Source organism: Nitratireductor sp., from assembly GCF_017794765.1.
Lineage (GTDB): Bacteria > Pseudomonadota > Alphaproteobacteria > Rhizobiales > Rhizobiaceae > Nitratireductor.
The window spans coordinates 247,181-268,008 of sequence record NZ_CP051236.1; the positions used below are offsets into that span (position 1 = coordinate 247,181).

Below are 20,828 nucleotides of genomic sequence, written 5' to 3' on the forward strand. Positions count from 1 at the left end.
GCTTCGAGAGATCGGCGGAGCAGATCGCCTGGCAGGCGCGCAGCGTGGCGATTTCGCCAACGCTTTTGCGCCGTACTACGCGTGTCGGAGGCAAATGTACAGCGGGGAGTGTCAAATTCCCTTTGCTTCGAACGCTTAGCCGGCAGCGGCCTCGCGCTCGTCTCGTGCCGTCAGGCGCATCATGACCAGGGCGAGAAGCATGGTGGCCGCCGAGACGATTGAGAGCGTCACGAACGCATTGAAATAGCCTTCGGCACCATCGGCATGGGCGAGAAGGACGACGATCAGGACAGCACCGATTGCGCCGCCGACACGCTGAACAATGTTCACCAGCGTTGCCGCATCGCCCATTTCCTCTTTATGCGCGGCGGCGTAGGCAGCCGTCATGGCCGGCATCTGGCCAAGCGCCATGCCGATGCCCCTGACGACGAGAAGCGGTGCCAGCCAAAGCGCCGGAAGCGGCGTGGGCAGAAGGAAGGGCAAGGTGCTCAAGAGGAGCGCAAGTGCGCCGGCAAGCGTTACCCGTCCCGCGCCGAAACGGTCTGTCAGCGCGCCGCCGACCGGCAGGGCCAGAGCGCTGCCGAGCCCCATGGCCAAAAGCAGAAATCCGGTCTCCACCGTGTCGCGGGCTGCGATCACCTGGAGGTAAAGCGGCAGGAGCAGGAGCCCGCCATACATGTTGGCACCGGTCAGGCCGGTTGTGAGCGTCGCCGTGGCAAAGACCGGCCTCCGCAGAAGCGCGAGGTCGATAAGGGGTGGTCGCGCACGTGTGGCGTTTGCAACGAAGCCGGCGACGAGGACGAGGCCGGCGACGACACAGACAAGATTGATGCGTGTGAGGCCATCGGCACCGAATTCGGTCGCGCCGTAGAGGAAGAGCGGCAGCCCGGCACCAAGCAGAAGCAGGCCCGCAATATCGAGATGCCGCGTCTCGTCCCGGTCGCCGGCTGGCACAAGCCCCTTTGCGAGAAGAAGTGCTGCAACGCCGACCGGAACGTTGATCCAGAACAGCCAGCGCCATGACGCATGATCGAGCAGGAGCCCGCCAATCGCCGGGCCGATGGCCGGTCCCAGCGCAACGACAAGTCCAAGCGCGCCCATGATGCGGCCAAGCTGCCTGGGGCCTGCAGTCGCACCGATGATCGCCTGTCCCGCCGGCACCATGAGACCACCGGCGAGCCCCTGAAGAAAACGGGCGGCGATCAGTGACCACGGCCCGGGCGCGATGGCGCAGAGCACCGATGCGCCCGTGAACCCCGCAAGGCTGAACGCCCACACGCGGCCATAACCGAAACGGTTTCCGAGCCAGGCGGCGGCAGGAAGGGAGATTGCCAGCGCGACCAGATACCCAGTGGCAATCCACTGGATCAAAGGCAGCGTGGTGGTGAGATCTTCCCGTATCGTTTCGAGGGCGAGATTGACAACCGTGGAATCGAGCATCGCCATGAACGCGCCAGCGCCGGTGACGGCGGCGATCTTCCATATCCGCGCGGGGATGGCCGGCGGCGGTGTCTTGCGATCCGTGCTCACGGGCCGGAACTCTCAACCGGCCCGGAGCTGAAGTCAACGCGCGATCACGTCGCAGCCGCCTACCGCACCACCTCGCCGTCTTCCTTGGTGAACGCTTTCACCGCGCCCTCAGGCAGTAGCTCCAGCACGGTCTCGGACGGGCGGCAAAGCTTTGTGCCGCGCGGGGTTTCCACGATGGGGCGGTTCATCAGGATCGGGTGCGCGACCATGAAGTCGATCAGTTCATCGTCGCTCCATTTGTCTTCGCCAAGGCCCAGCTCGTCATAGGGTGTGCCCTTCTGGCGCAGGATCGCGCGAGGCGACACGCCCATGGCGGCAATCAGCGACACCAGTTTTTCGCGGCCGGGCGGGGTCTTGAGATATTCGATCACCTGTGGCTCCTCACCGGCTTCGCGAAGCATGGCCAGCACGTTGCGCGAGGTGCCGCATTTCGGGTTGTGATAGATGGTGACGGTCATGATTGTCTCGCTCAGCTCGTGGGAAACCAGTCTCGGGTGCGGTTGGCAAAGGCGACCAGCGACAGCATCACCGGCACCTCGACCAGAACGCCCACCACCGTGGCAAGTGCCGCGCCGGAATTCAAGCCGAACAGGCTGATGGCCACAGCCACCGCAAGCTCGAAGAAGTTCGACGTACCGATAAGGGCGCAGGGGGCGGCGACATTGAACGGCACTTTCCAGATGCGGGCCGCGAAATAGGTCAGGAAGAAGATGCCGTAGGACTGGATCAGGAGCGGCACCGCGATCAGCACGATCAGGATCGGCCGCTCGACGATGACATGCCCCTGAAAGCCAAAGAGCAGCACCACAGTGACCAGAAGGCCGATCACGGAAACGGGTTTCAGCGAAGCGGTGAAATCCGAAACCGCCTTTTGCGCCTCCGCGCCCGAAGCGCGGCCGGTCAGCCATTTGCGGGTCAGGAAACCGGCGACAAGCGGGATCACCACATAGAGGCCGGTGGCCAGAAGCAGCGTCTCCCACGGGACGGAAATGTCTGTCACGCCGAGCAGCAGCGCGACGATGGGCGCGAAGGCGAATATCATCACCACATCGTTGAGCGAAACCTGCACGAGCGTGTAGGTGGCGTCGCCCCGGGTGAGCTGGCTCCACACGAAAACCATCGCCGTGCAGGGTGCTGCGCCCAGAAGGATGAGGCCGGCAATGTATTGCTGCGCATCGGCGGGCTCGATCCACGGCGCGAAGACATATTCGAAGAACAAAACGCCGAGTGCTGCCATGGTGAAGGGCTTGATGAGCCAGTTGACGGCGAGCGTCAGGACAAGTCCCTTGGGGCGGTCGCCAATATGGCTGAGGCTCGCGAAGTCGACATTGACCATCATCGGGAAGACCATCGCCCAGATGAGAACGGCAACGACCAGGTTGACTGAGGCGTATTCGAGGGATGCGAGAAAGCCGAACAGGCCCGGCATCAGATTTCCGAGGGCTATGCCCGCGATGATACAGAGCGCCACCCACACGGACAGGTATTTCTCGAAGAAGCCGATGCCGCCCGCCGGGGCGTCACTGCGGTTCAGAATATGGTCGGTCATCAGTGAATCCTATTCGGTATGGGCAGGAGCACGGCCGATATCATCAAGACGGCGCTGCAGGGAAAGCCGATCAAGCGAGGCGAGCGGCAGCGCCGTGAAGATGGTGACGCGATTGTTGAGCATGCGGTAGGTGTCTGCGAAAGCGAGACGCTTCTCGGCCTCGGTGCCGGTAACCGCCGCCGGGTCGGGAAGCCCCCAATGGGCTGTCATCGGCTGGCCGGGCCAGACAGGACATGCTTCCTGCGCAGCACTGTCGCAAAGCGTGAAGACGAAATCGAGCTTGGGAGCATCCGGTGTTGCGAACTCTGCCCAGTCTTTGGAGCGGGCAAAGGAGATATCGTGGTTCATGCGTTCGAGCAGTTCCAGCGCGAATGGATGCACCGATCCTTTAGGTTGGGAGCCGGCTGAGTAAGCCTTGAAGCGCCCCGCGCCGACCCGGTTCAAGACCGCTTCGGCAAGAATGGACCGAGCGGAATTTCCGGTGCACAGAAAAAGCACATTGAACGTTTTATCACTCATGGCACAAGCCTCCTAGCAGTGACAGGTCGCAGCCTCGATGGCGGGGCGGCACAGATCGGGATTTCCGTTGCAGCAATCTTCCATGAGGAAGGCGAGGAGATCGCGAAAGCCGGTCATGTCGGCGGTGTAGCGAATGATGCGCCCTTCCCGCTCGGCCCGGATCATGCCCGACTGCGAAAGAACCTTGAGGTGCGCGGAAGCGGTGTTCTGCACGACACCGAGCCTGGTCGCCACCTCTCCCGCGGGCAGCCCCCCGGGCCCTGCCTTCACAAGCAGGCGAAACACATCGAGCCGGGTCTCCTGACCAAGCGCGGCAAGTGCGTCGATAGCCTCAAACTTTTTCATTATCCAAATATCCGGATTTGTCGATGTATTAAAGCGCTTTTTGCATGGTTGCGGGAAGGCGTCAAGAAGCATTGGGAGCTCACTTGATGAAAACCGGGCCGTGCGCTCGCGCATTCTGCCAATGGGTTCCGGGTCGGTCCCGGGATGCCAGCCTCCTTCTACCCGCTCGCAGGGAGAAGGGGTGTTTGGTGCTGGTGCGCATTCTGCAGAAGGGGCGCACGGGCATTTCTGGGCAGGCTCCTTCGTTGCCGCGCAGGGTTGCCGCCGGGGTTTGGATCCTTCGGGAAACGGGGCGCGTTTTTCGTGCCTCTCTGTTGTGAAATAAGTGGCGCGAAAAGCGCGCCCCGCCGGCCGCTGTCCCGTCTGCCGGCCGGTCACTCGGGCGATCTGTGCCCTAGCGGCTTTTCCGCAACCGGCATGATGCCGGCCGCCGGCCTTTCGCGGGCCCTCACAGGCCCCGGGTTACCGAACCCGAGGGGGAGGCTGCCGTCGCCCCTCCTGATCCCCGGCTCCGGWCCCGGTTCCCGACAGGGGCGATGGGGGAAGTGTAGCGGAGGTTTTGAGGGTGGGGAGAAAAGAGCGAATAGGGAGTAGCGAATAGCGAGTAGGGAACGCGCTTCAACTCCCTCGTGATCCCATGGCCTGATCATGGGATCCATGCCGTTGCGGTGGTGACGGGGTAGGAGTGAGAAAAAATGTACGTGCCCGGGACGGGCCGAAGTTTATCCCCGGCGTCCCGGCAAGGGTCCTCGGATCAGGTCCGAGGATGACGAGGGAGTGTTCGGGGTCGCAGCCCCTTCTACCCGCACCCGTTCGGCAGGTTCAGGAGGCGAAGGGGCAAAGATGTGGTGCGATCATGTGAAGAGCTTCATCCCGACCGGGCGAAGCGCCAACCGGACCGCATGGCAATGGGGCCGAGACGCCCTGCCCTGAACACAACCTCAGCCGACGAAGGCGCGCTCGACGACGAAATCGGCCGGCTCGGCGTTGGAGCCTTCCTTGAGGCCCGCCTTCTCGACCAGCGCCTTCACATCCTTGAGCATGGCCATGGAGCCGCAGATCATGACGCGGTCATTCTCGCGATCGAAAGGCTCGGTGCCGAGCTTCTTGAAGAGTTCGCCATTCTCAATCAGCGTCGTGATGCGTCCCATTACGGGCGAGGTTTCGCGCGTGGTGGAGGTGAAATGGGTCAGGCGGCCCTCGACCAGCTCGCCGATCAGCGGATCGTCCCTGAGAGCGGTCACCAGTTCCTTGCCGTAGTCAAGCTCGGCGACGTCGCGGCAGGTGTGGGTGAGAATGATGTCGTCGAACTTCTCATAGGTCTCCGGGTCGCGGATCAGGCTCGCGAAGGGCGCGATGCCCGTGCCGGTGGAGATCATGTAGAGGTTTTTCGCCGGCGTCAGCGCATCGTTGACCAGCGTACCAGTGGACTTCTGGCGCATGAGCACCGTGTCGCCGGGCTGGATCTTCTGCAGATGCTGGGTCAGCGGACCATCCGGCACCTTGATGGAGAAGAACTCCACCTCCTCGTCCCAGGCGGGGCTGGCGATGGAATAGGCACGGAAGACAGGCTTCTCCGCATTGGGCAGGCCGATCATCACGAACTCGCCGGAGCGGAAGCGGAAGCTCTGCGGCCGCGTGATGCGGAAGGCAAAGAGATTGTCCGTGTAGTGTTTCACCGATGTCACGCGCTCGGCAAAGCAGCCGGCGGGAATCGGGAATTCAGGGGTCTTTTCGGCGTCGTTCTCGCGGAGCGCAGCGCTGTCCATGAATACTGTCCTCGTTCGGTCGGAAGTCTCTAAGCCGGTTTCCGGTTCGGATGCAAACCCAAATCGCGGTACCAATGGCTGCTCTTGCCTGTCGAAATTATTAGTATACAAATGAATTTGACGTCAAGTTTGGTGCGTTCGACACCTATTTCATTTGGTCGGGTCAACAAAGGTTTCACATTCCGGATTTCACCCATGAATCAGAAAAAAGGCATCAATTCGGGTTCTGTGGTCGTCGGCATCGATGTGGGCGGCACCTTCACCGACCTGATCCTGATCGATTCCCGCGAAGGGTCGGACACGGGAGCCCGGGTGCGGGTCGCCAAGACCCCGACCACCGTCGAGAACCAGGCTTTCGGTGTGGTCAACGCGATACGCGAGACCGGGGTTCCGGCATCCGAGATCGGCCTGATCGTGCATGGCACGACCACCACGACCAATGCGGTGCTGGAGCGGCAGCTTGCCAGAACCGGGATGATAACAACCGCCGGTTTCCGCGACATCATCGAGCTTGGGCGGCGCACACGACCACAGGCCTATGGCATGACAGGAACCTTCACTCCGGTGGTGCCGCGCAATCTGCGGCTCGAAGTGGATGAGCGCATGGACGCCGCCGGAAACGTGCTCACACCACTCGATGAGGATGGCGTGCGCGCGGCGGTAAAGGCGCTGCTCGATCAGGGTTGCGTTTCACTGGTGATCCATTTTCTCCATGCCTATGCCAACCCGGCGCACGAAAAGCGCGCCGCCGAAATCGCCGCCGAACTCTGGCCCAACAATTACATCACCACTGGACATGCGCTGCTTTCCGAAGCGCGCGAGTTCGAGCGCGGCGTAACGGCTGCGGTCAACGCCTCGGTGCAGCCGATCCTGGAGCGCTACATCGCCCGGCTTTCGAACGAGTTGCAAGGCCTCGGCTATGCGCGCGACTTTCTGGTGATGAACGGAAATGGCGGCATGATTTCCGCTGCCCATGTGGCCCGTGAGGCCGCCAAGACGGTGATGTCCGGCCCGGCCTCGGGCGTGATGGCCGCAGCCTTCACGGCGCGGCGGGCGGGCGTCGACAATCTCATCACCTACGATATGGGCGGCACATCCACCGATGTGGCTCTGGTGCGCGGCGCGCGACCGGCCGTCTCCAACGAGATTGAGGTGGAATATGCCATGCCGATCCACGTGCCGATGGTGGACGTGCACACGGTGGGAGCCGGCGGCGGATCGATCGCGCGCGTCAACGATGCGGGGCTCCTGGAAGTGGGACCGCAGAGTGCGGGCGCAAAGCCTGGCCCGATCTGCTATGGCCGCGGCGGCACGGAGCCGACCATCTCCGATGCCAATCTTCTTCTGGGCCGGTTGAACTCGAAAAAACTTCTCTCCGTCGACAATCCGGTTTCCGTTTCCGATGTCGAGGCGATCTTTGCAAAAAGGCTTGGAAGCCGTCTCGGGCTTTCGGGCGTGGAAGCGGCGGGTGCGGTGCTGCAGATCGCCAACATCAAGATGGCGGGCGCGATCCGCATGGTCTCGCTCGGCAAGGGGCACGACCCGCGCGATTTCGCGCTGTTCGCTTTCGGCGGCGCTGGGCCGCTGCATGCGGCAGCCCTCGCTCGCGAACTGGGCATTCCGCGCGTGATGGTGCCGGCACGGCCCGGCATCACCAATGCGCTTGGCTGCGTGGTCGCCGATCTGCGGCACGATTTCGTGCGCACGGTGAACCGCCCTGTCGCGAGCCTCGACGTGGCGCTGGTCAAAAGCCTGCTCGAAGAGCAGCGCGCCGAGGGCGAGGCGCTGATCGCGGAAGAGACGGTCCAGCCGGAGCGCATCGAGTGCGTGCACACGGCGGACATGCAGTTTGTTGGCCAGACGCATCTCATCAATGTGCCGCTGCCCGGCCCCGAGATCGATCGGGACACGCTGCAGACGCTTTTTGAAGAAGCCTATTTCGCCCGCTTCAAGGTGCGTCTGCCAGAGATCCGCGCCAATCTCGTCAATCTCAACACCTCCGTGATCGGCGTGCGCGCCGATATCGACCTTGCCAGCCTGATCGACCCGGCGGGACGTGTGGCAACACTGACCGAAGCGCTGAACGAAAAACGACAGGTCTGGTTTGCCGGCGACTGGCACGACACGCCGGTCTATGCCCGCGAAAAACTGCCGCTCGATGCGGAGATCGAGGGGCCGGCGATCCTTGAACAGCTCGACACGACAACGGTGATCGAACCCGGCGACCGGGCCGCATCCGATGCCGATGGGAACATCATCATCACGGTGGGAGCGGGCCGATGAACGACACCTCTTCTCTCGACGCCATCACGCTCTCGGTCATCCAGGCGGCGCTACAGCAGGTGTGCGACGAGATGGACCTGACCTTCTCGCGCGCCGCCTTCTCGCCCGTAATCGCCGAGGCAAACGACCGTTCGGATGGCATCTACGCCGCCGAGGATGGCGCGCTGATCGCGCAGGGCTCGGCCGGTCTGCCGGTCTTTGTCGGCGTGATGCAGTATTCCACGCGCACGCTCATCGAGCGCATCGCGGGTGGCGAGACGGCAGCGCCCGAGCCCGGCGACATCTACATCGTCAACGACCCGTATCTCGGCGGCACACACCTCATGGATGTGCGCTTTGCCATGCCGGTCTGGCGTGATGGGAAAATCTTCTGCTGGCTCTCCAACACCGGCCACTGGCCGGACATTGGCGGCGCGGTTCCGGGCGGCTTTTCCGCCTCCGCCACGGCGGTGGAGCAGGAAGGGCTGCGCCTGCCGCCGGTGAAGCTTTTCAAGAAGGGCGAACTCGACCCGGAAATCTACGCGATCATCTGCTCCAACATCCGCGTTGCCGACCAGCGCATCGGCGATATTCGCGCGCAGGGCGCGGCTTTGGAAGTGGGTGCAGATCGGCTGGCACAGGTGCTCGACCGCTATGGCGACGAGACCGTGCGACAGGCCATTGCCGAACTGCGCACCCGCGCGGCGACGCAGATGCGCGCGCTGATCGCGCCGATCCCCGACGGGGTCTATCGCGGCGAGGCTTTCGTGGATTCCGACGGCGTGATGGACGAACCGCTGACCATCGCGCTGGCCATCGAAAAGAAGGGCGACACGCTGACCTTCGATTTCGAAGGATCGAGCCCGCCCTGCATGGGGCCGATGAACAGCGTGCTCGCGACAACGCTGTCCTCCGTCTATCTGGCGATGCGCCATATCTTTCCCGAAGTGCCGCTGAGTGCGGGCGCGTTCGAGCCGCTGATCATCAAGAGGCCGGAGGGTACGTTTCTCGACGCGCGCTATCCGCGCCCGGTCTCGGGCTGTGCGGCGGAGGTCTCGCAGCGCATTGCGGAGGCCGTGTTCGCGGCGATGGTGAAGGCGCTGCCGGAAAAGGTGACTGCTGCACCTGCCGGCTCCAGCGGCAATTTCGCGCTTGGCGGGCATGACCCGGCGCGGGGCCGTGATTTCGTGATGTACCAGATTTCCGGCGGCGGCTATGGCGGCAATGCCGACCATGACGGGCTGACCAATGGGTGCTCTACCATCGGTATCTCCAAATCGCCTCCGGTGGAGGTAATGGAGCAGGCCTTTCCCGTGCTCTATCGGCGCTATGCGCTGCGCGAGGGCTCGGGCGGTGCCGGCGAGCATCGCGGCGGGTTCGGCCTTTCCTATGAGGTGGAGCTTCTGCGCGGCGACGCCCGCGCCTCCTTCGTGATGGATCACGGTCGCACCGGCCCGCAGGGCGTGCTTGGCGGGAAGGACGGCAGGGTGAACGAGGTGACGGTGTGGCGCGATGGCAGCGCGCATGTGCCGCCGCATCTTTCCAAGGAACAGGATATTCCGCTGAAAGCCGGTGACCGGGTTTGTGTTGGCACACCCGGCGGCGGCGGCTATGGCGATCCTCTGAAGCGCGCGCCGGAAAAGGTGCTGCGGGATGTGGCGCTCGGATATTACACAGCGGACGAGGCCGAGGCGCTGTTTGGCGTGGTGTTCAGCGCAGATGGGATGACGGTGGACGAAGTGGCGACGCTGGCGAAGCGCGGCGGCTGAGAGGGTTGAGCCAGGCGCCCTCATCCTGAGCTTGTCGAAGGGCGAGGGCGCTTGTTGCCATAGGGCGCCACTCACTCCCCAAGCAGCCGAAACTCCAGATAGAGATTGCGCTGCAGGAGCGAGTGGTTGTCGTCGGACATGAGCGAGACCATGGTCGCGCCATCGGCGCGCTGCCAGACATCGAGCGCTTCCATATTGTCGATCTGGTAGTCCATACCGGCGGTGAAGAGCACCGGACCGTCCGCCACGCTTCCAGGCGCAATGGAAGCGCCTTCGATCCGGCGTATGCGCATTGCCACACCGCTGGCGAAGGCGAAACGGCGCTCCAGCAGAAGCAGATCGCCATCGGGCAGAAATGCACCATCGGTGATGTCGAAACCCTCGGAGCGCGCGACGGTGAAGACGCCCTTCAACGGCCCCTCGAGAATGGCGGCAAAGCAATTGCCATCCTCATCGATGCTGCGCTCGGCAACGACGACACGCGCCCCATCAAGCCGCCCGCCCGGCGGCGCATAGGCGATGGTTTCGAAGCCGCGATTGCTGCGCAACTCCTCTCGCGGGACGAGATAATCGAGATCGCGGATGGCAGCTCCCATGGCATCGCGCTCGATCTCGAACTCGGCAATGCGCTGAACGCGCTCGAAGCTTACGGTAGCCAGTTCGCCGCTGACGGCGATGCCCTCGGCATCGGTGGTCCATTTCTCGCGCGTGGAATTGCCGTCTCCGTCCACCATGGGCTGCATGGAGAACTCGGCAAAGCCGGAAGGCCGTCCCTCGGCATCTCGGGTCACAGTCCCGAAAAACCAGAACCCCGTGTCGGAAACGCCGATGAGCTCAGTGCCAGGCGAGGTGAAGCGAAAAGACGAAAACGCCCCGAAATGATCGACCGGTGAGGTCATGGAGAGACCGCCGACAAACTCCAGCGGTCCGAATTCGGTTTCATAAGAGCCAATGGCGAAGTGACGAATGGGCACCGCATTGACCGCCATGGGAATGGCCGGTTCCTGCGCCTTTACCGGGATGGCGATCGCAAGGGTGAGCGCCGCAAGAAACAGGCGCAGGCCCAAGGGACGCAGACTAGCCCGCACGCCGCATCGCGCCGCCGCTGCGGCGCGCGCCCTCTTCCTCGAAGAGCGAGGCCAGCTGCTCGGTCATGGCACCGGCCAGTTCCTCGGCATCGACAATGGTGACGGCGCGGCGATAGTAACGCGTGACGTCGTGGCCGATGCCGATGGCCAGAAGCTCGACCGGCGAGCGGGTCTCAATCAGGTCGATGACCCCGCGCAGATGCCGCTCCAGATAATTGCCGGGATTGACCGACAGGGTGGAATCGTCGACCGGCGCGCCATCGGAAATCATCATCATGATCTTGCGCTGCTCGGGCCGCGCCATCAGGCGCTGGTGCGCCCACAGAAGCGCCTCGCCATCGATGTTTTCCTTCAGGAGCCCTTCGCGCATCATCAGGCCGAGATTGCGCCGCGCGCGGCGCCAGGGGGCATCGGCGCTCTTGTAGATGATGTGGCGCAGATCGTTCAGACGGCCAGGATTGGCGGGCTTGCCTTCCTTGAGCCATTTCTCACGCGCCTGCCCGCCCTTCCACGCTCGCGTGGTGAAGCCAAGGATCTCGACGCGCACACCGCAGCGCTCCAGCGTGCGGGCCAGAATGTCGGCGCAGGTGGCGGCCACCGTGATCGGCCGGCCTCGCATGGAACCCGAATTGTCGAGCACCAGCGTCACCACCGTGTCGCGGAAATTGGTGTCGCGCTCCTGCTTGAAGGAAAGCGGCTGCATGGGATCGATCACGAGGCGCACCAGACGCGCCGTGTCGAGAACACCTTCTTCCAGATCGAAATCCCAGGAGCGGTTCTGCTGCGCCATCAGGCGGCGCTGCAGCCGGTTCGCCAGACGCCCGACCACGCCCTGCAGATTTGAGAGCTGCTTGTCGAGGAAGGCGCGCAGACGGTCGAGCTCTTCCTCATCGCAAAGCTCTTCAGCGCCGATAGTCTCGTCGAACTCGGTGGTGAAAACCTTGTAGTCTATGTCGCGCGCGGCCTGGTCGAACGGGCTGTCGGGACGGCGCGCCTCTCCAGGCGTTTCCGAATCGAGCTCGTCGTCTTCTGAGACATCGTCGGCGGTGGTGTCGCCGGCTTCGCTCTCGCCGGTCTCGGTGTCCTCGCTCTCGCCGCTGGACTCCTCGCCTTCGCTCTCTTCGCCGCCGGAATCATCCTCTTCGCTCTGCTCGGCCTGTTCCTGCGCCTCGGGTGCGTCGCTGTCTTCCTCGCTCTCCTCGGTCTGCTCTTCCTCGGCCAGGTCCTCGCCAAGGTCAATGGAGGAGAGAAGATCGCGCACGGCACGGGCAAATCCGTTCTGATCGTCGATCTGGCTCGCTAGCGCGTCAATGTCCGCTGACGCCTTGTCCTCGACCCAGTCGCGCCAGAGCGCCACAAGCTTCTCGCCGCTTTTTGGCGCAGGGCGACCGGTCAGCTTCTCGCGCACCATCAACGCGATCGCTTCCTCAAGCGGCGCATCGGCCCTTTCGCTCACATCGGCCAGATTGGCGCGCTCATACTTGTCCTCGAGCATGGCGGCAATGTTGTCCCCCATGCCCTGCATGGCACGCGAGCCAATAGCCTCGACGCGCGCCTGCTCGACGGCGTCATAGATGGCACGCGCCTCATTGCCTTCCGGCGCGAGACGACGGTGCAGATCGATGTCGTGGCAGGCGCGGCGCAGCGCCATGGAATCGCCAATGCCGCGCGTGACCGTGAGCGCTTCGGCCGTCGCCCGTTTGGGCAGATCAGGAAGGCGTGCACGGCTACCGGTCAGCGACGGCTTGTCCTTGGAAAAGGACACCTCAAGCTCGTGATCGCCCGCCACCGCGCGCATGCAGGCGGTGGTGGCCCGCTTGAACGGGTCGAGCGGCGCTTCGGCGGCTTGTCCGGGCTTTCGGTTGGTCTGGCTCACGGGTCGTCTTTTCTCGGCCTTGTCGCCGCGCTAGCTCAGCGCAACATTCGCAGCCGATTCCGGCAATTCCTCACCGAAGGCGCGCTGGTAGAACTCGGCGACCAGCGCCCGCTCCAGCTCATCGCATTTGTTGAGGAAGGTAAGGCGGAAAGCGAAGCCGACATCGCCGAAGATCTCGGCATTTTCCGCCCACATGATCACCGTACGCGGGCTCATGACGGTGGACAGATCACCATTCATGAACGCCGAGCGCGTGAGATCGGCGACCCGGACCATGCGCGAAACGGTCTCACGCCCCTTCTCGTTCTGAAAATGCTTGTTCTTGGCCTGAACGATGGCGACTTCATCGTCATGCGGCAGATAGTTGAGCGTGGTCACGATGGACCAGCGGTCCATCTGCGCCTGGTTGATCTGCTGCGTGCCGTGATAAAGGCCGGTCGTGTCGCCCAGGCCCACCGTGTTGGCCGTGGCGAAGATGCGGAAGGCGGGATGCGGGCGGATGACGCGGCTCTGATCGAGCAGGGTCAGGCGGCCGGACGATTCCAGAACGCGCTGGATGACGAACATCACATCCGGACGGCCGGCATCGTACTCATCGAAGACCAGCGCGACATTGTGCTGGTAGGCCCAGGGCAGGATACCGTCCTTGAACTCGGTGACCTGCTTGCCTTCCTTGACGACGATGGCGTCCTTGCCGACGAGGTCGATACGGCTGACATGGCTGTCGAGATTGATGCGGACACAGGGCCAGTTGAGACGGGCGGCCACCTGCTCGATATGGGTCGACTTGCCGGTGCCGTGATACCCGGAAACCATCACGCGGCGATTGTGGGCGAAACCGGCCAGAATGGCGAGCGTCGTCTGCTTGTCGAACAGATAGTCCGGATCAACGTCCGGCACGTGGGAATCGGCCACGGAATAGGCTGGCACGACCATATCGGAGTCAAACCCGAATGTATCTTTCACCGAAACGGTCGTGTCGGGCAAATTTGCGATATCGCGGTCAATCTTGTTCATCATGCCTCCAGCGGCCAGGCCCTTGCCTGCATCGCTTGAACTTTTTGTTTTCCGGAACGTCTCATCAGACATCGTTCAAGGCGTCTTATCAGACGCGCGCTTTAACAGAAACCCGCCTGCTTCAACAGACGGTATGCTTCAAGCACGCTTCTGAGCCGGTCTTCGGACCCCCGGTCGCCACCATTCGCATCGGGATGGTGTTGCTTTACAAGGTTCTTATACCGCGCCTTGATCTCTTCGCTAGTGGCTTGTGCGCCCAGGCCCAGTGTTTCCAGCGCCTTGGCCTCAAGCGGTTTGAGACGTTTTGCACGCGGCTTGCGCTCCGCCTGCTTGTCGCCAAACAGGTTAAACGGATCGCCCATGCGGTTGTGATAGGCAGCCCGGCCGGAACGATAGGTCGAAAAATCGGCAGCGGCACGCGTTTCGCTGTCACCGCCCATCTTCCAGGTGGGGCGGTGCCCCGTCAGCGCTTCCTTCTGGTAGCGCGCAACCTCGGTGTCGCTCAGGCCTGAAAAATAGTTGTAGCCCTTGTTGTATTGCCGCGCGTGATCGACGCAGAAGCGGAAATACTGCCCCTCCGCGTGACGCCCTACGGGCGCACGATGCATGCCCGGCTCATCGCAGCCATCCCATTGGCAGCGTGGCGCGCGAGATTTCGCCTCCGCCTGAGGGTCGGGTCGAATTCGAATTTTCTCGAAATATTTCGAGTAGGGTTTCATATCGGACTGTGTGTCACCAAATCAGTGTGGAAGTATGGCCGCTCAGCGCAGGGATACAAGAATTGACTTTTGGTCAAAGTTCGACCTAGCGCTTGAATCGAACGTGAATTTGGGGATGCACCCCATATGGTGTGAGGAAACGGAATTGTCCATCCAGTCAACGATAGAAAGCAAGCTGACCAGTGCATTTTCTCCAGAGCGGCTTGCGGTCATCAATGAAAGCCACCTGCATGCAGGCCACCAGGAGCATTTCGATGGCACGGGCGAGACGCATTTCCGCGTGCGTATCGTTTCAGAAGCATTTGCCGGGATGAGCCGCGTGGAACGGCACCGCGCCGTCAATGAGCTGCTCGCCGAGGAACTCAAACACCCGGTACACGCACTCGCCATCGAACCGGCAGCTCCTGGCGAGCCGACGCGCTGGTGATCAAGCGAAAACGGAGGATCAGGCGAGCGGCCTGATCCGAAGCTTCGTGATGCGGTTCTTGTCGCGCTTCATGACGATGAAGCGCTTGCCGAAGAAGGTGAAGGCCTGCTTTTCTTCGGGAATCGTCTGGGTCTCGTGGATGACAAGGCCGGCGATCGTCGTCGCCTCCTCATCCGGCAGGTTCCAGTCGAGCGCGCGGTTCAGGTCACGGATCGGCACAGAGCCCTCCACCACGATGGAGCCATCGGCCTCCTGTTTGACACCCTGAACCTCCACATCGTGCTCATCGGCAATGTCACCGACGATTTCCTCGATGATGTCTTCGAGGGTAACAAGGCCCTCCACCTCGCCATACTCATCGACGACGATGGCGATGTGCGCCTTGCGGCGCAGAAAGGCGTTGAGCTGGTCCTGCAAAGTGGTGGTGTCGGGAACGAACCACGGCTTGGACGCCACTTTGGCGATGTCGATCTTTGTGTAGTCGTTCTGCACATCGCCGAGCGCGCGCAAGAGGTCCTTGGCGTGAACAACGCCGACAATATTCTCCGTCGACCCCTTCCAGATCGGAATGCGGGTGTAGGGGCTGCGCAGGATTTCGCGCACCACAACCTCCGGAGCCTCGTCCGCATCGACCGAACGCATGTTGGTGCGGTGGATCATGACGTCGGAGACTTCCAGCTCATGCAGGTCGAGCAGACCGCCGACACGGTCGCGGTCCTGTTTCACCACAGCACCCTCGCGGTGGAGCACCTCGACGGTACCGCGCAGCTCTTCATGGGCAGACAGCATCGACTCGCGGCTTTGCAGATCGACGCCGAAAATCGAGAGAAGAAGCCGGACAATCCCGTTGGCAAGCGAGGACAGGAAGCCGAACAAAAGCACCACGATGCGCGCGAAAGGCGACACGGTGAGCGCGAACAGCTCGGGCTTTGCAAGCGCCCAGGACTTGGGCAGGATTTCAGCAAAAATGACCAGAAGGACGGTCATGATGACGGTTGCGTAGAGCACGCCGGCATCACCGAAGATTTTCAGGAACAGGCTGGTCGTGAGCGCAGAGGCGAGAATATTGACCAGATTGTTGCCGATCAGAAGCGCTCCCACGAGCCGGTCTCGCCGCTGTATCAGGCGATCGACCAGACCGGCGCGCGCATCGCCATTTGCTTCCATCGTGTGAAGCCTGGCGCGCGAGACGGCCGTCATGCCGGTCTCGGTTCCCGAAAAGAGAAATGAGAGCGCGATCAGGCCCAGAATAATGCCGCCTGTGATCCACATCTCGGGTGTCATTGCGATAGAGCTCCCTCAAGAAAGGACAAAACCTCGCTTGCCGGCACATCCTTCGCAACGAAAGACTGGCCGATGCCGCGGGTGAGAATGAAGGTAAGCGCGCCGCGCGACACCTTCTTGTCCTGCGCGATATAGGTCAAAAGCCGATCGGCGCCAGGCAGGTCGCCGGGCACATCGGAAAGCCGGGTGGGCAGGCCGACAGCAGCAAGATGCGCCTCGACGCGCTCGGCATCATCCGGGCTTGCCAGATTGAGCCGCGCGGAGAAACGATGTGCCAGTGCCATGCCGATGGCGACACCCTCGCCATGCACCAGCCGCGCGCTGTCATAGCCCGTCGCCGCCTCAAGTGCGTGGCCGAATGTGTGGCCGAGATTGAGCAGCGCCCGGTCGCCCTTCTCAAGCTCGTCGCGGGCCACCACGTCGGCCTTCGCCCGACACGACTGCGCAATGGCTTCGACGCGCTCGCTCCCCCCGGCAAAAACCGCCTGCCAGTTTTTCTCCAGCCAGGCGAAGAAGTCCGGCCGGTCGATCAGCCCGTACTTGGCGACCTCGGCATAGCCCGCGCGGAACTCGCGCGGCGAAAGCGTATCGAGCACGGCCGTATCAGCGATGACAAGCTGCGGCTGGTGGAAAACGCCGACCAGGTTTTTTCCATGAGCAGTGTTGATGCCGGTCTTGCCGCCGACAGAGGAATCCACCTGGGCGAGCAGCGAGGTGGGCGCCTGGACGAAGTGCATGCCGCGGCGCACGACGCCGGAGGCAAAGCCCGCCAGATCGCCCACCACGCCACCGCCAAGCGGGATGACGACATCACCGCGCTCAAGCCGGGCATCGAGGATGCCGGCCACCACCTCTTCAAGCGTTGCGAAACTCTTCGAGCGCTCACCCGGTGCAACGGTGATCGCGGCCGATTCCACACCAGCGGCAGCGAGACTTCCCTGAAGGGTTGCCAGATGATTTGCCGCGACATTGGTGTCCGTGACAATCGCCGCGCGCACACCAGGGAGGCGGGAGGCAATTTCCGCGCCCGCCTGTGCCAGCAAGCCCGGCCCGATCAGGATGTCATAGGAGCGCGCACCAAGCGAGACATGCACCCTGGCGGGCGCGGCATTCACATCATTCATGATCGGATGTCCTTCCGGCGTTCGTCCTGCAGATACGCGTCGAGGGCGGCAATGACCTCGGCCACGATGACCTCCTTGGGCTCGTTGCGCGAGTGAATGACAATGTCTGCTTCGGCGTAGAGCGGGTAGCGTTCGTCCATGAGACTGCGCATGACGCCTTCGGGGTCGTCATTGTTCAAGAGGGGTCGGTTCGAACGACGCCCGACACGCTCCATCAGGGTCGGCAGATCAGCTTTCAGCCAGACCGAGACACCGCGCCGCGCGACGGCCCGGCGCGTCTGAGCGTTCATAAACGCCCCGCCGCCGGTGGAGACAACACGGGGTCCGCTCTTCAGCAGGCGAGCGATCACCCGGCGCTCCAGCGAACGAAACTCGGTTTCACCATAGGCTGCGAACAGATCCGGCACCGTCATGCGCGAGACCGTCTCGATCTCGTGATCGCTGTCGATGAAGGGCAATTTCAGCACATCGGCCACACGCCGGCCAATCACCGTCTTGCCTGCGCCCATCAGGCCGACGAAGACCAGCGACCGCCTGCCCAGCCGGCAAGCGAGATTTTCTGCATCTGGAACTGATAGGTTTTCGGTGAATGTCATTCTCGCGCCTCTGCCTGCCGGTTTCGACACAAAAGCCATGATCCGTCAAGCGCTTGACTGTCGAGCACCCCACATACTTGCTTGCAAAGAAGGAACCGGCATCCCATAAACGGCCTGGGCAGGGGAAGACAGAACGGGGCACTGAAAGCATGCCGACGCTTTTTCGGCTATTGATGATCATCGCGGTCCTTGCCGGCCTGGTTTATGGCGCCATGGTCGCTCTCGTGACCTTCGTGGAACCGCAGACCGGCGAGATGAGTGTGCGGATTCCGGCAGAAAAGCTGAATCCATCGCAATGACACCCAGGATCGGCAGCGGCGCGCGCATCGAGGCTTTTCTGGAGATGATGGCAGCCGAGCGCGGCGCCAGCGACAACACGCTAGCCTCCTACCGCCGTGACCTGGAAGACGCAGCCCTGCATCTTGCAGCAAGTGGAAAGACACTGCAGGATGCCGACGCAGACGATCTGCGCGCTTTTTTGAGCACCCTTTCCACTCAGGGTTTTGCAGCCACCACCCAGACCCGCAAGCTCTCCGCCCTCAGGCAGTTTTTCCAGTTTCTCTATGCCGAAGGCCTGCGCGACGATGACCCGACAGGCGTACTCGACAGCCCGAAAAAGGGGCGCGGCCTGCCGAAGACGCTGAGCGAGAAGGATACGGGAAACCTGCTGGAACGAGCAGAAGCAGAGACCCACGAAGCAACCGCAGGTACGCCGGAGCACACTGCCGCGGTGAGGCTTCATGCACTGCTTGAGGTGCTCTACGCCTCGGGCCTGCGCGTTTCAGAACTGGTGAGCCTGCCGGTAACGGTTGCGCTTCGGGACGAGCGTTTCTTTGCCGTGCGCGGCAAGGGCGGCAAGGAGCGCATTGTGCCGCTCTCCGGCAAGGCGCGCGCGGCCATGCAGACTTGGCTCGCGGTGCGCAAGGCAAACCCCTCCTGGGCAGAGAGCACCTGGCTCTTTCCTGCCAGTTCCGAGAGTGGTCACCTGCCACGACAGGTTTTTGCACGGGAACTGAAGGCGGTCGCCGCGCGCGCGGGCATCGATACGGCGAAGATCTCACCGCATGTGCTGCGCCACGCCTTTGCAAGCCATCTTCTGCAAAATGGTGCGGACCTGCGCGCCGTGCAGGAACTGCTGGGTCATTCGGACATATCCACGACGCAAATCTATACGCATGTGCTTGAAAAACGCCTTGCCGAGCTGGTTCAAAAGCACCATCCGCTTGCCGATTAGCTTCATGAACGTTATGTGGAGCGTCACATTACCGGCGGCAGGCCGTGTTCAACCCAGAGATGCCTCTATCGCAGTGTCTCGTGTTCGATTTGGCGAGTGAATGTACAACTATCTCGATTTTGAAAAGCCCGTTGCCGATCTCGAAGGCCAGATCCTTGAACTGAAAAAGCTCGCCGAAAGCGGCGAAGCTGTGGACGTCGCCGATGAGATCGCACGCCTTGAGAAACGCTCCAAGGACGCACTGGTAGAAATCTACCGGTCTCTGACGCCCTGGCAGAAGGCACAGGTCGCGCGCCATCCCGACCGTCCGCACTGCCTCGATTATGTACGCGGACTCTTCACCGATTTCACACCGCTTGCCGGCGACCGCGCTTTCGGCGAAGACAATGCGGTGATTGCCGGTTTCGCGCGCTTCAACGGTCAGTCCGTTGCAGTGATCGGCCAGGAAAAAGGCAATGACACGCAGAGCCGGCTGAAGCACAATTTTGGCATGGCCCGGCCCGAAGGCTACCGCAAGGCCGTGCGTGTCATGGACCTGGCGGACCGTTTTGGCATTCCTTTGATCAGCATTGTCGACACGACAGGTGCCTATCCCGGCATCGGCGCAGAAGAGCGCGGACAGGCCGAAGCCATTGCCCAGTCAACGTCGAAATGCCTTGGTCTGAAAGTTCCCAACATCGCGGTTGTCATCGGCGAAGGTGGCTCGGGTGGCGCCATTGCCATCGCCACGGCCAATCAGGTCTACATGCTGGAGCATGCCATCTATTCGGTGATCTCGCCGGAGGGCGCTGCCTCCATTCTGTGGCGCGACTCTGCCCGTGCGAAAGATGCGGCAACCAACATGAAGATCACCGCACAGGACCTCATGGGCCTTAAGGTGATCGACGGCATCATTCCCGAGCCGATCGGCGGCGCGCACCGGGCACCGGAAAAGGTGATCGCGGCGGCCGGCGAGCAGATCGCGAAGGGATTTGCCGAAATGGCCGAGGGCAAGATGGACTATCGCGAGCATCGCCGCGAGAAGTTCCTCGCCATCGGCCGGACGTTGTAAGCCTCGATCAGGCGGCGGAAGCACGCTGGGGTCTGCGCACCACGCGGATGGTACCACTGTTTCCGCCACCACAGAAAAAGCGGTCGCCGCCGTCGGATTCAAGACCCGAAATGCCCATACCGGACGGCATGTCCAGTTGGGTCAGCACTGCCCCGTTTTCGGGGTCGATGCGCCGAAGTTCATTTTCGTCGCCTTCCCACGTGCCGTGCCACAGCTCTCCATCCACCCAGGTAACACCCGTAACGAAGCGGTTGGATTCGATGGTGCGCAGGATCGCTCCTGTCTCCGGGTCGATCTTGTGGATTTTTCGATCACGGAACTGCCCGACCCAAAGTGCGCCATCCGCCCAGGCCAGTCCGGAGCTGCCTCCATCCTGCGGTGCAGGGATGCTGGCCAGAACCGAGCCGGTTTTCGGATCAATCTTCTGGATCCGGTCTTCTGCGATCTGAAACATGTGCGTGCCGTCGAAGGCCGTGCCCGCCATTGCCGTCATCTCGATCGAGCGAACGATATGGCCTGTTCCGGGATCGACGGCGTTCAACCTGTCTCCCGAAGCAAACCACACATACTGTCCGTCATGGGTGACGCCGTGAACGGCCTCCACGTCCGGGAAGGGGCCGAGTTCCTGGATGATGTCTGCTTTTGATCTGGTCATGATCCATTTCCTTT

General features: G+C 62.4%; 20 protein-coding genes. 6 read left to right on the forward strand and 14 right to left on the reverse strand.

What is annotated here, in order from left to right:
* Positions 1–135 precede the first annotated feature (135 nt).
* The 6 genes from HF949_RS01185 to HF949_RS01210 all read right to left on the reverse strand — a co-directional run bounded on the left by HF949_RS01185 (position 136) and on the right by HF949_RS01210 (position 5,712).
* Entirely contained in the window at positions 136–1,530 is a 1,395-nt protein-coding gene (locus tag HF949_RS01185) for a DHA2 family efflux MFS transporter permease subunit (protein ID WP_292897788.1), read from the reverse strand.
* A gap of 59 nt (positions 1,531–1,589) precedes the next feature.
* The gene (gene arsC, locus HF949_RS01190) at positions 1,590–1,988 is read right to left on the reverse strand and encodes an arsenate reductase (glutaredoxin) (RefSeq protein WP_292897789.1); all 399 of its coding nucleotides are present in this window, start codon (positions 1,986–1,988) and stop codon (positions 1,590–1,592) included.
* 11 nt (positions 1,989–1,999) lie between these two features.
* Positions 2,000–3,079, reverse strand: a complete 1,080-nt coding sequence (arsB, locus tag HF949_RS01195; protein WP_292897791.1) for an ACR3 family arsenite efflux transporter — start codon at positions 3,077–3,079, stop codon at positions 2,000–2,002.
* 9 nt (positions 3,080–3,088) lie between these two features.
* Positions 3,089–3,598 (reverse strand): arsenate reductase ArsC, encoded by a 510-nt coding sequence (locus HF949_RS01200; protein WP_292897793.1) that lies wholly within the window; start codon positions 3,596–3,598, stop codon positions 3,089–3,091.
* A gap of 12 nt (positions 3,599–3,610) precedes the next feature.
* Positions 3,611–3,943 (reverse strand): ArsR/SmtB family transcription factor, encoded by a 333-nt coding sequence (locus tag HF949_RS01205; RefSeq protein WP_292897795.1) that lies wholly within the window; start codon positions 3,941–3,943, stop codon positions 3,611–3,613.
* Between the two features lie 941 nt (positions 3,944–4,884).
* Complete coding sequence (locus HF949_RS01210) at positions 4,885–5,712, reverse strand: ferredoxin--NADP reductase (protein WP_292897797.1); 828 nt, start codon at positions 5,710–5,712, stop codon at positions 4,885–4,887.
* A 195-nt stretch (positions 5,713–5,907) separates the two neighbouring features.
* Between HF949_RS01210 and HF949_RS01215 the strand changes: the two genes are divergently transcribed.
* Complete coding sequence (locus HF949_RS01215) at positions 5,908–7,995, forward strand: hydantoinase/oxoprolinase family protein (RefSeq protein WP_292897799.1); 2,088 nt, start codon at positions 5,908–5,910, stop codon at positions 7,993–7,995.
* Positions 7,992–9,743 carry a hydantoinase B/oxoprolinase family protein gene (locus HF949_RS01220; RefSeq protein ID WP_292897801.1) on the forward strand — a complete coding sequence of 584 codons (1,752 nt, stop codon included), beginning with the start codon at positions 7,992–7,994 and terminating at the stop codon, positions 9,741–9,743. Before HF949_RS01215 ends, HF949_RS01220 begins: the two co-directional genes overlap by 4 nt.
* Before the next feature lie 71 nt (positions 9,744–9,814).
* On the opposite strand, the gene HF949_RS01225 is transcribed toward HF949_RS01220, so the two are convergent.
* From HF949_RS01225 to HF949_RS01240, 4 genes are all read right to left on the reverse strand, one after another.
* The gene (locus HF949_RS01225) at positions 9,815–10,732 is read right to left on the reverse strand and encodes an esterase-like activity of phytase family protein (RefSeq protein WP_441338396.1); all 918 of its coding nucleotides are present in this window, start codon (positions 10,730–10,732) and stop codon (positions 9,815–9,817) included.
* An 88-nt stretch (positions 10,733–10,820) separates the two neighbouring features.
* Positions 10,821–12,707, reverse strand: a complete 1,887-nt coding sequence (gene cobT, locus HF949_RS01230) for a cobaltochelatase subunit CobT (RefSeq protein ID WP_292897804.1) — start codon at positions 12,705–12,707, stop codon at positions 10,821–10,823.
* A gap of 30 nt (positions 12,708–12,737) precedes the next feature.
* On the reverse strand, positions 12,738–13,724 hold the full coding sequence (gene cobS / locus HF949_RS01235; protein ID WP_292899963.1) for a cobaltochelatase subunit CobS: 987 nt from the start codon (positions 13,722–13,724) through the stop codon (positions 12,738–12,740).
* Positions 13,725–13,825: 101 nt separating this feature from the next.
* Complete coding sequence (locus HF949_RS01240) at positions 13,826–14,443, reverse strand: J domain-containing protein (protein ID WP_292897806.1); 618 nt, start codon at positions 14,441–14,443, stop codon at positions 13,826–13,828.
* A 145-nt stretch (positions 14,444–14,588) separates the two neighbouring features.
* On the opposite strand from HF949_RS01240, the gene HF949_RS01245 reads away from it, so the two are divergent.
* Positions 14,589–14,870 (forward strand): BolA family protein, encoded by a 282-nt coding sequence (locus HF949_RS01245; RefSeq protein WP_292897808.1) that lies wholly within the window; start codon positions 14,589–14,591, stop codon positions 14,868–14,870.
* Positions 14,871–14,888: 18 nt separating this feature from the next.
* On the opposite strand, the gene HF949_RS01250 is transcribed toward HF949_RS01245, so the two are convergent.
* The 3 genes from HF949_RS01250 to HF949_RS01260 are packed head-to-tail and all read right to left on the reverse strand — an operon-like array spanning position 14,889 to position 17,874.
* On the reverse strand, positions 14,889–16,154 hold the full coding sequence (locus HF949_RS01250) for an HlyC/CorC family transporter (RefSeq protein WP_292897809.1): 1,266 nt from the start codon (positions 16,152–16,154) through the stop codon (positions 14,889–14,891).
* Positions 16,151–17,278 carry a 3-dehydroquinate synthase gene (gene aroB / locus HF949_RS01255; protein ID WP_292897811.1) on the reverse strand — a complete coding sequence of 376 codons (1,128 nt, stop codon included), beginning with the start codon at positions 17,276–17,278 and terminating at the stop codon, positions 16,151–16,153. Before aroB ends, HF949_RS01250 begins: the two co-directional genes overlap by 4 nt.
* A complete protein-coding gene (locus HF949_RS01260) occupies positions 17,275–17,874 on the reverse strand; it encodes a shikimate kinase (protein WP_292897813.1) in 600 nt (199 codons plus the stop codon). Before HF949_RS01260 ends, aroB begins: the two co-directional genes overlap by 4 nt.
* Positions 17,875–18,023: 149 nt before the next feature.
* On the opposite strand from HF949_RS01260, the gene HF949_RS01265 reads away from it, so the two are divergent.
* From HF949_RS01265 to HF949_RS01275, 3 genes are all read left to right on the forward strand, one after another.
* The gene (locus tag HF949_RS01265) at positions 18,024–18,173 is read left to right on the forward strand and encodes a histidine kinase (protein WP_223021831.1); all 150 of its coding nucleotides are present in this window, start codon (positions 18,024–18,026) and stop codon (positions 18,171–18,173) included.
* 8 nt (positions 18,174–18,181) lie between these two features.
* Positions 18,182–19,108, forward strand: coding sequence for a site-specific tyrosine recombinase XerD (gene xerD, locus HF949_RS01270; protein WP_292899964.1), 927 nt, complete (start codon positions 18,182–18,184; stop codon positions 19,106–19,108).
* A gap of 100 nt (positions 19,109–19,208) precedes the next feature.
* Entirely contained in the window at positions 19,209–20,159 is a 951-nt protein-coding gene (locus HF949_RS01275; RefSeq protein WP_292897814.1) for an acetyl-CoA carboxylase carboxyltransferase subunit alpha, read from the forward strand.
* A gap of 7 nt (positions 20,160–20,166) precedes the next feature.
* On the opposite strand, the gene HF949_RS01280 is transcribed toward HF949_RS01275, so the two are convergent.
* The gene (locus HF949_RS01280) at positions 20,167–20,814 is read right to left on the reverse strand and encodes a Vgb family protein (protein WP_292897815.1); all 648 of its coding nucleotides are present in this window, start codon (positions 20,812–20,814) and stop codon (positions 20,167–20,169) included.
* Positions 20,815–20,828 lie beyond the last annotated feature (14 nt).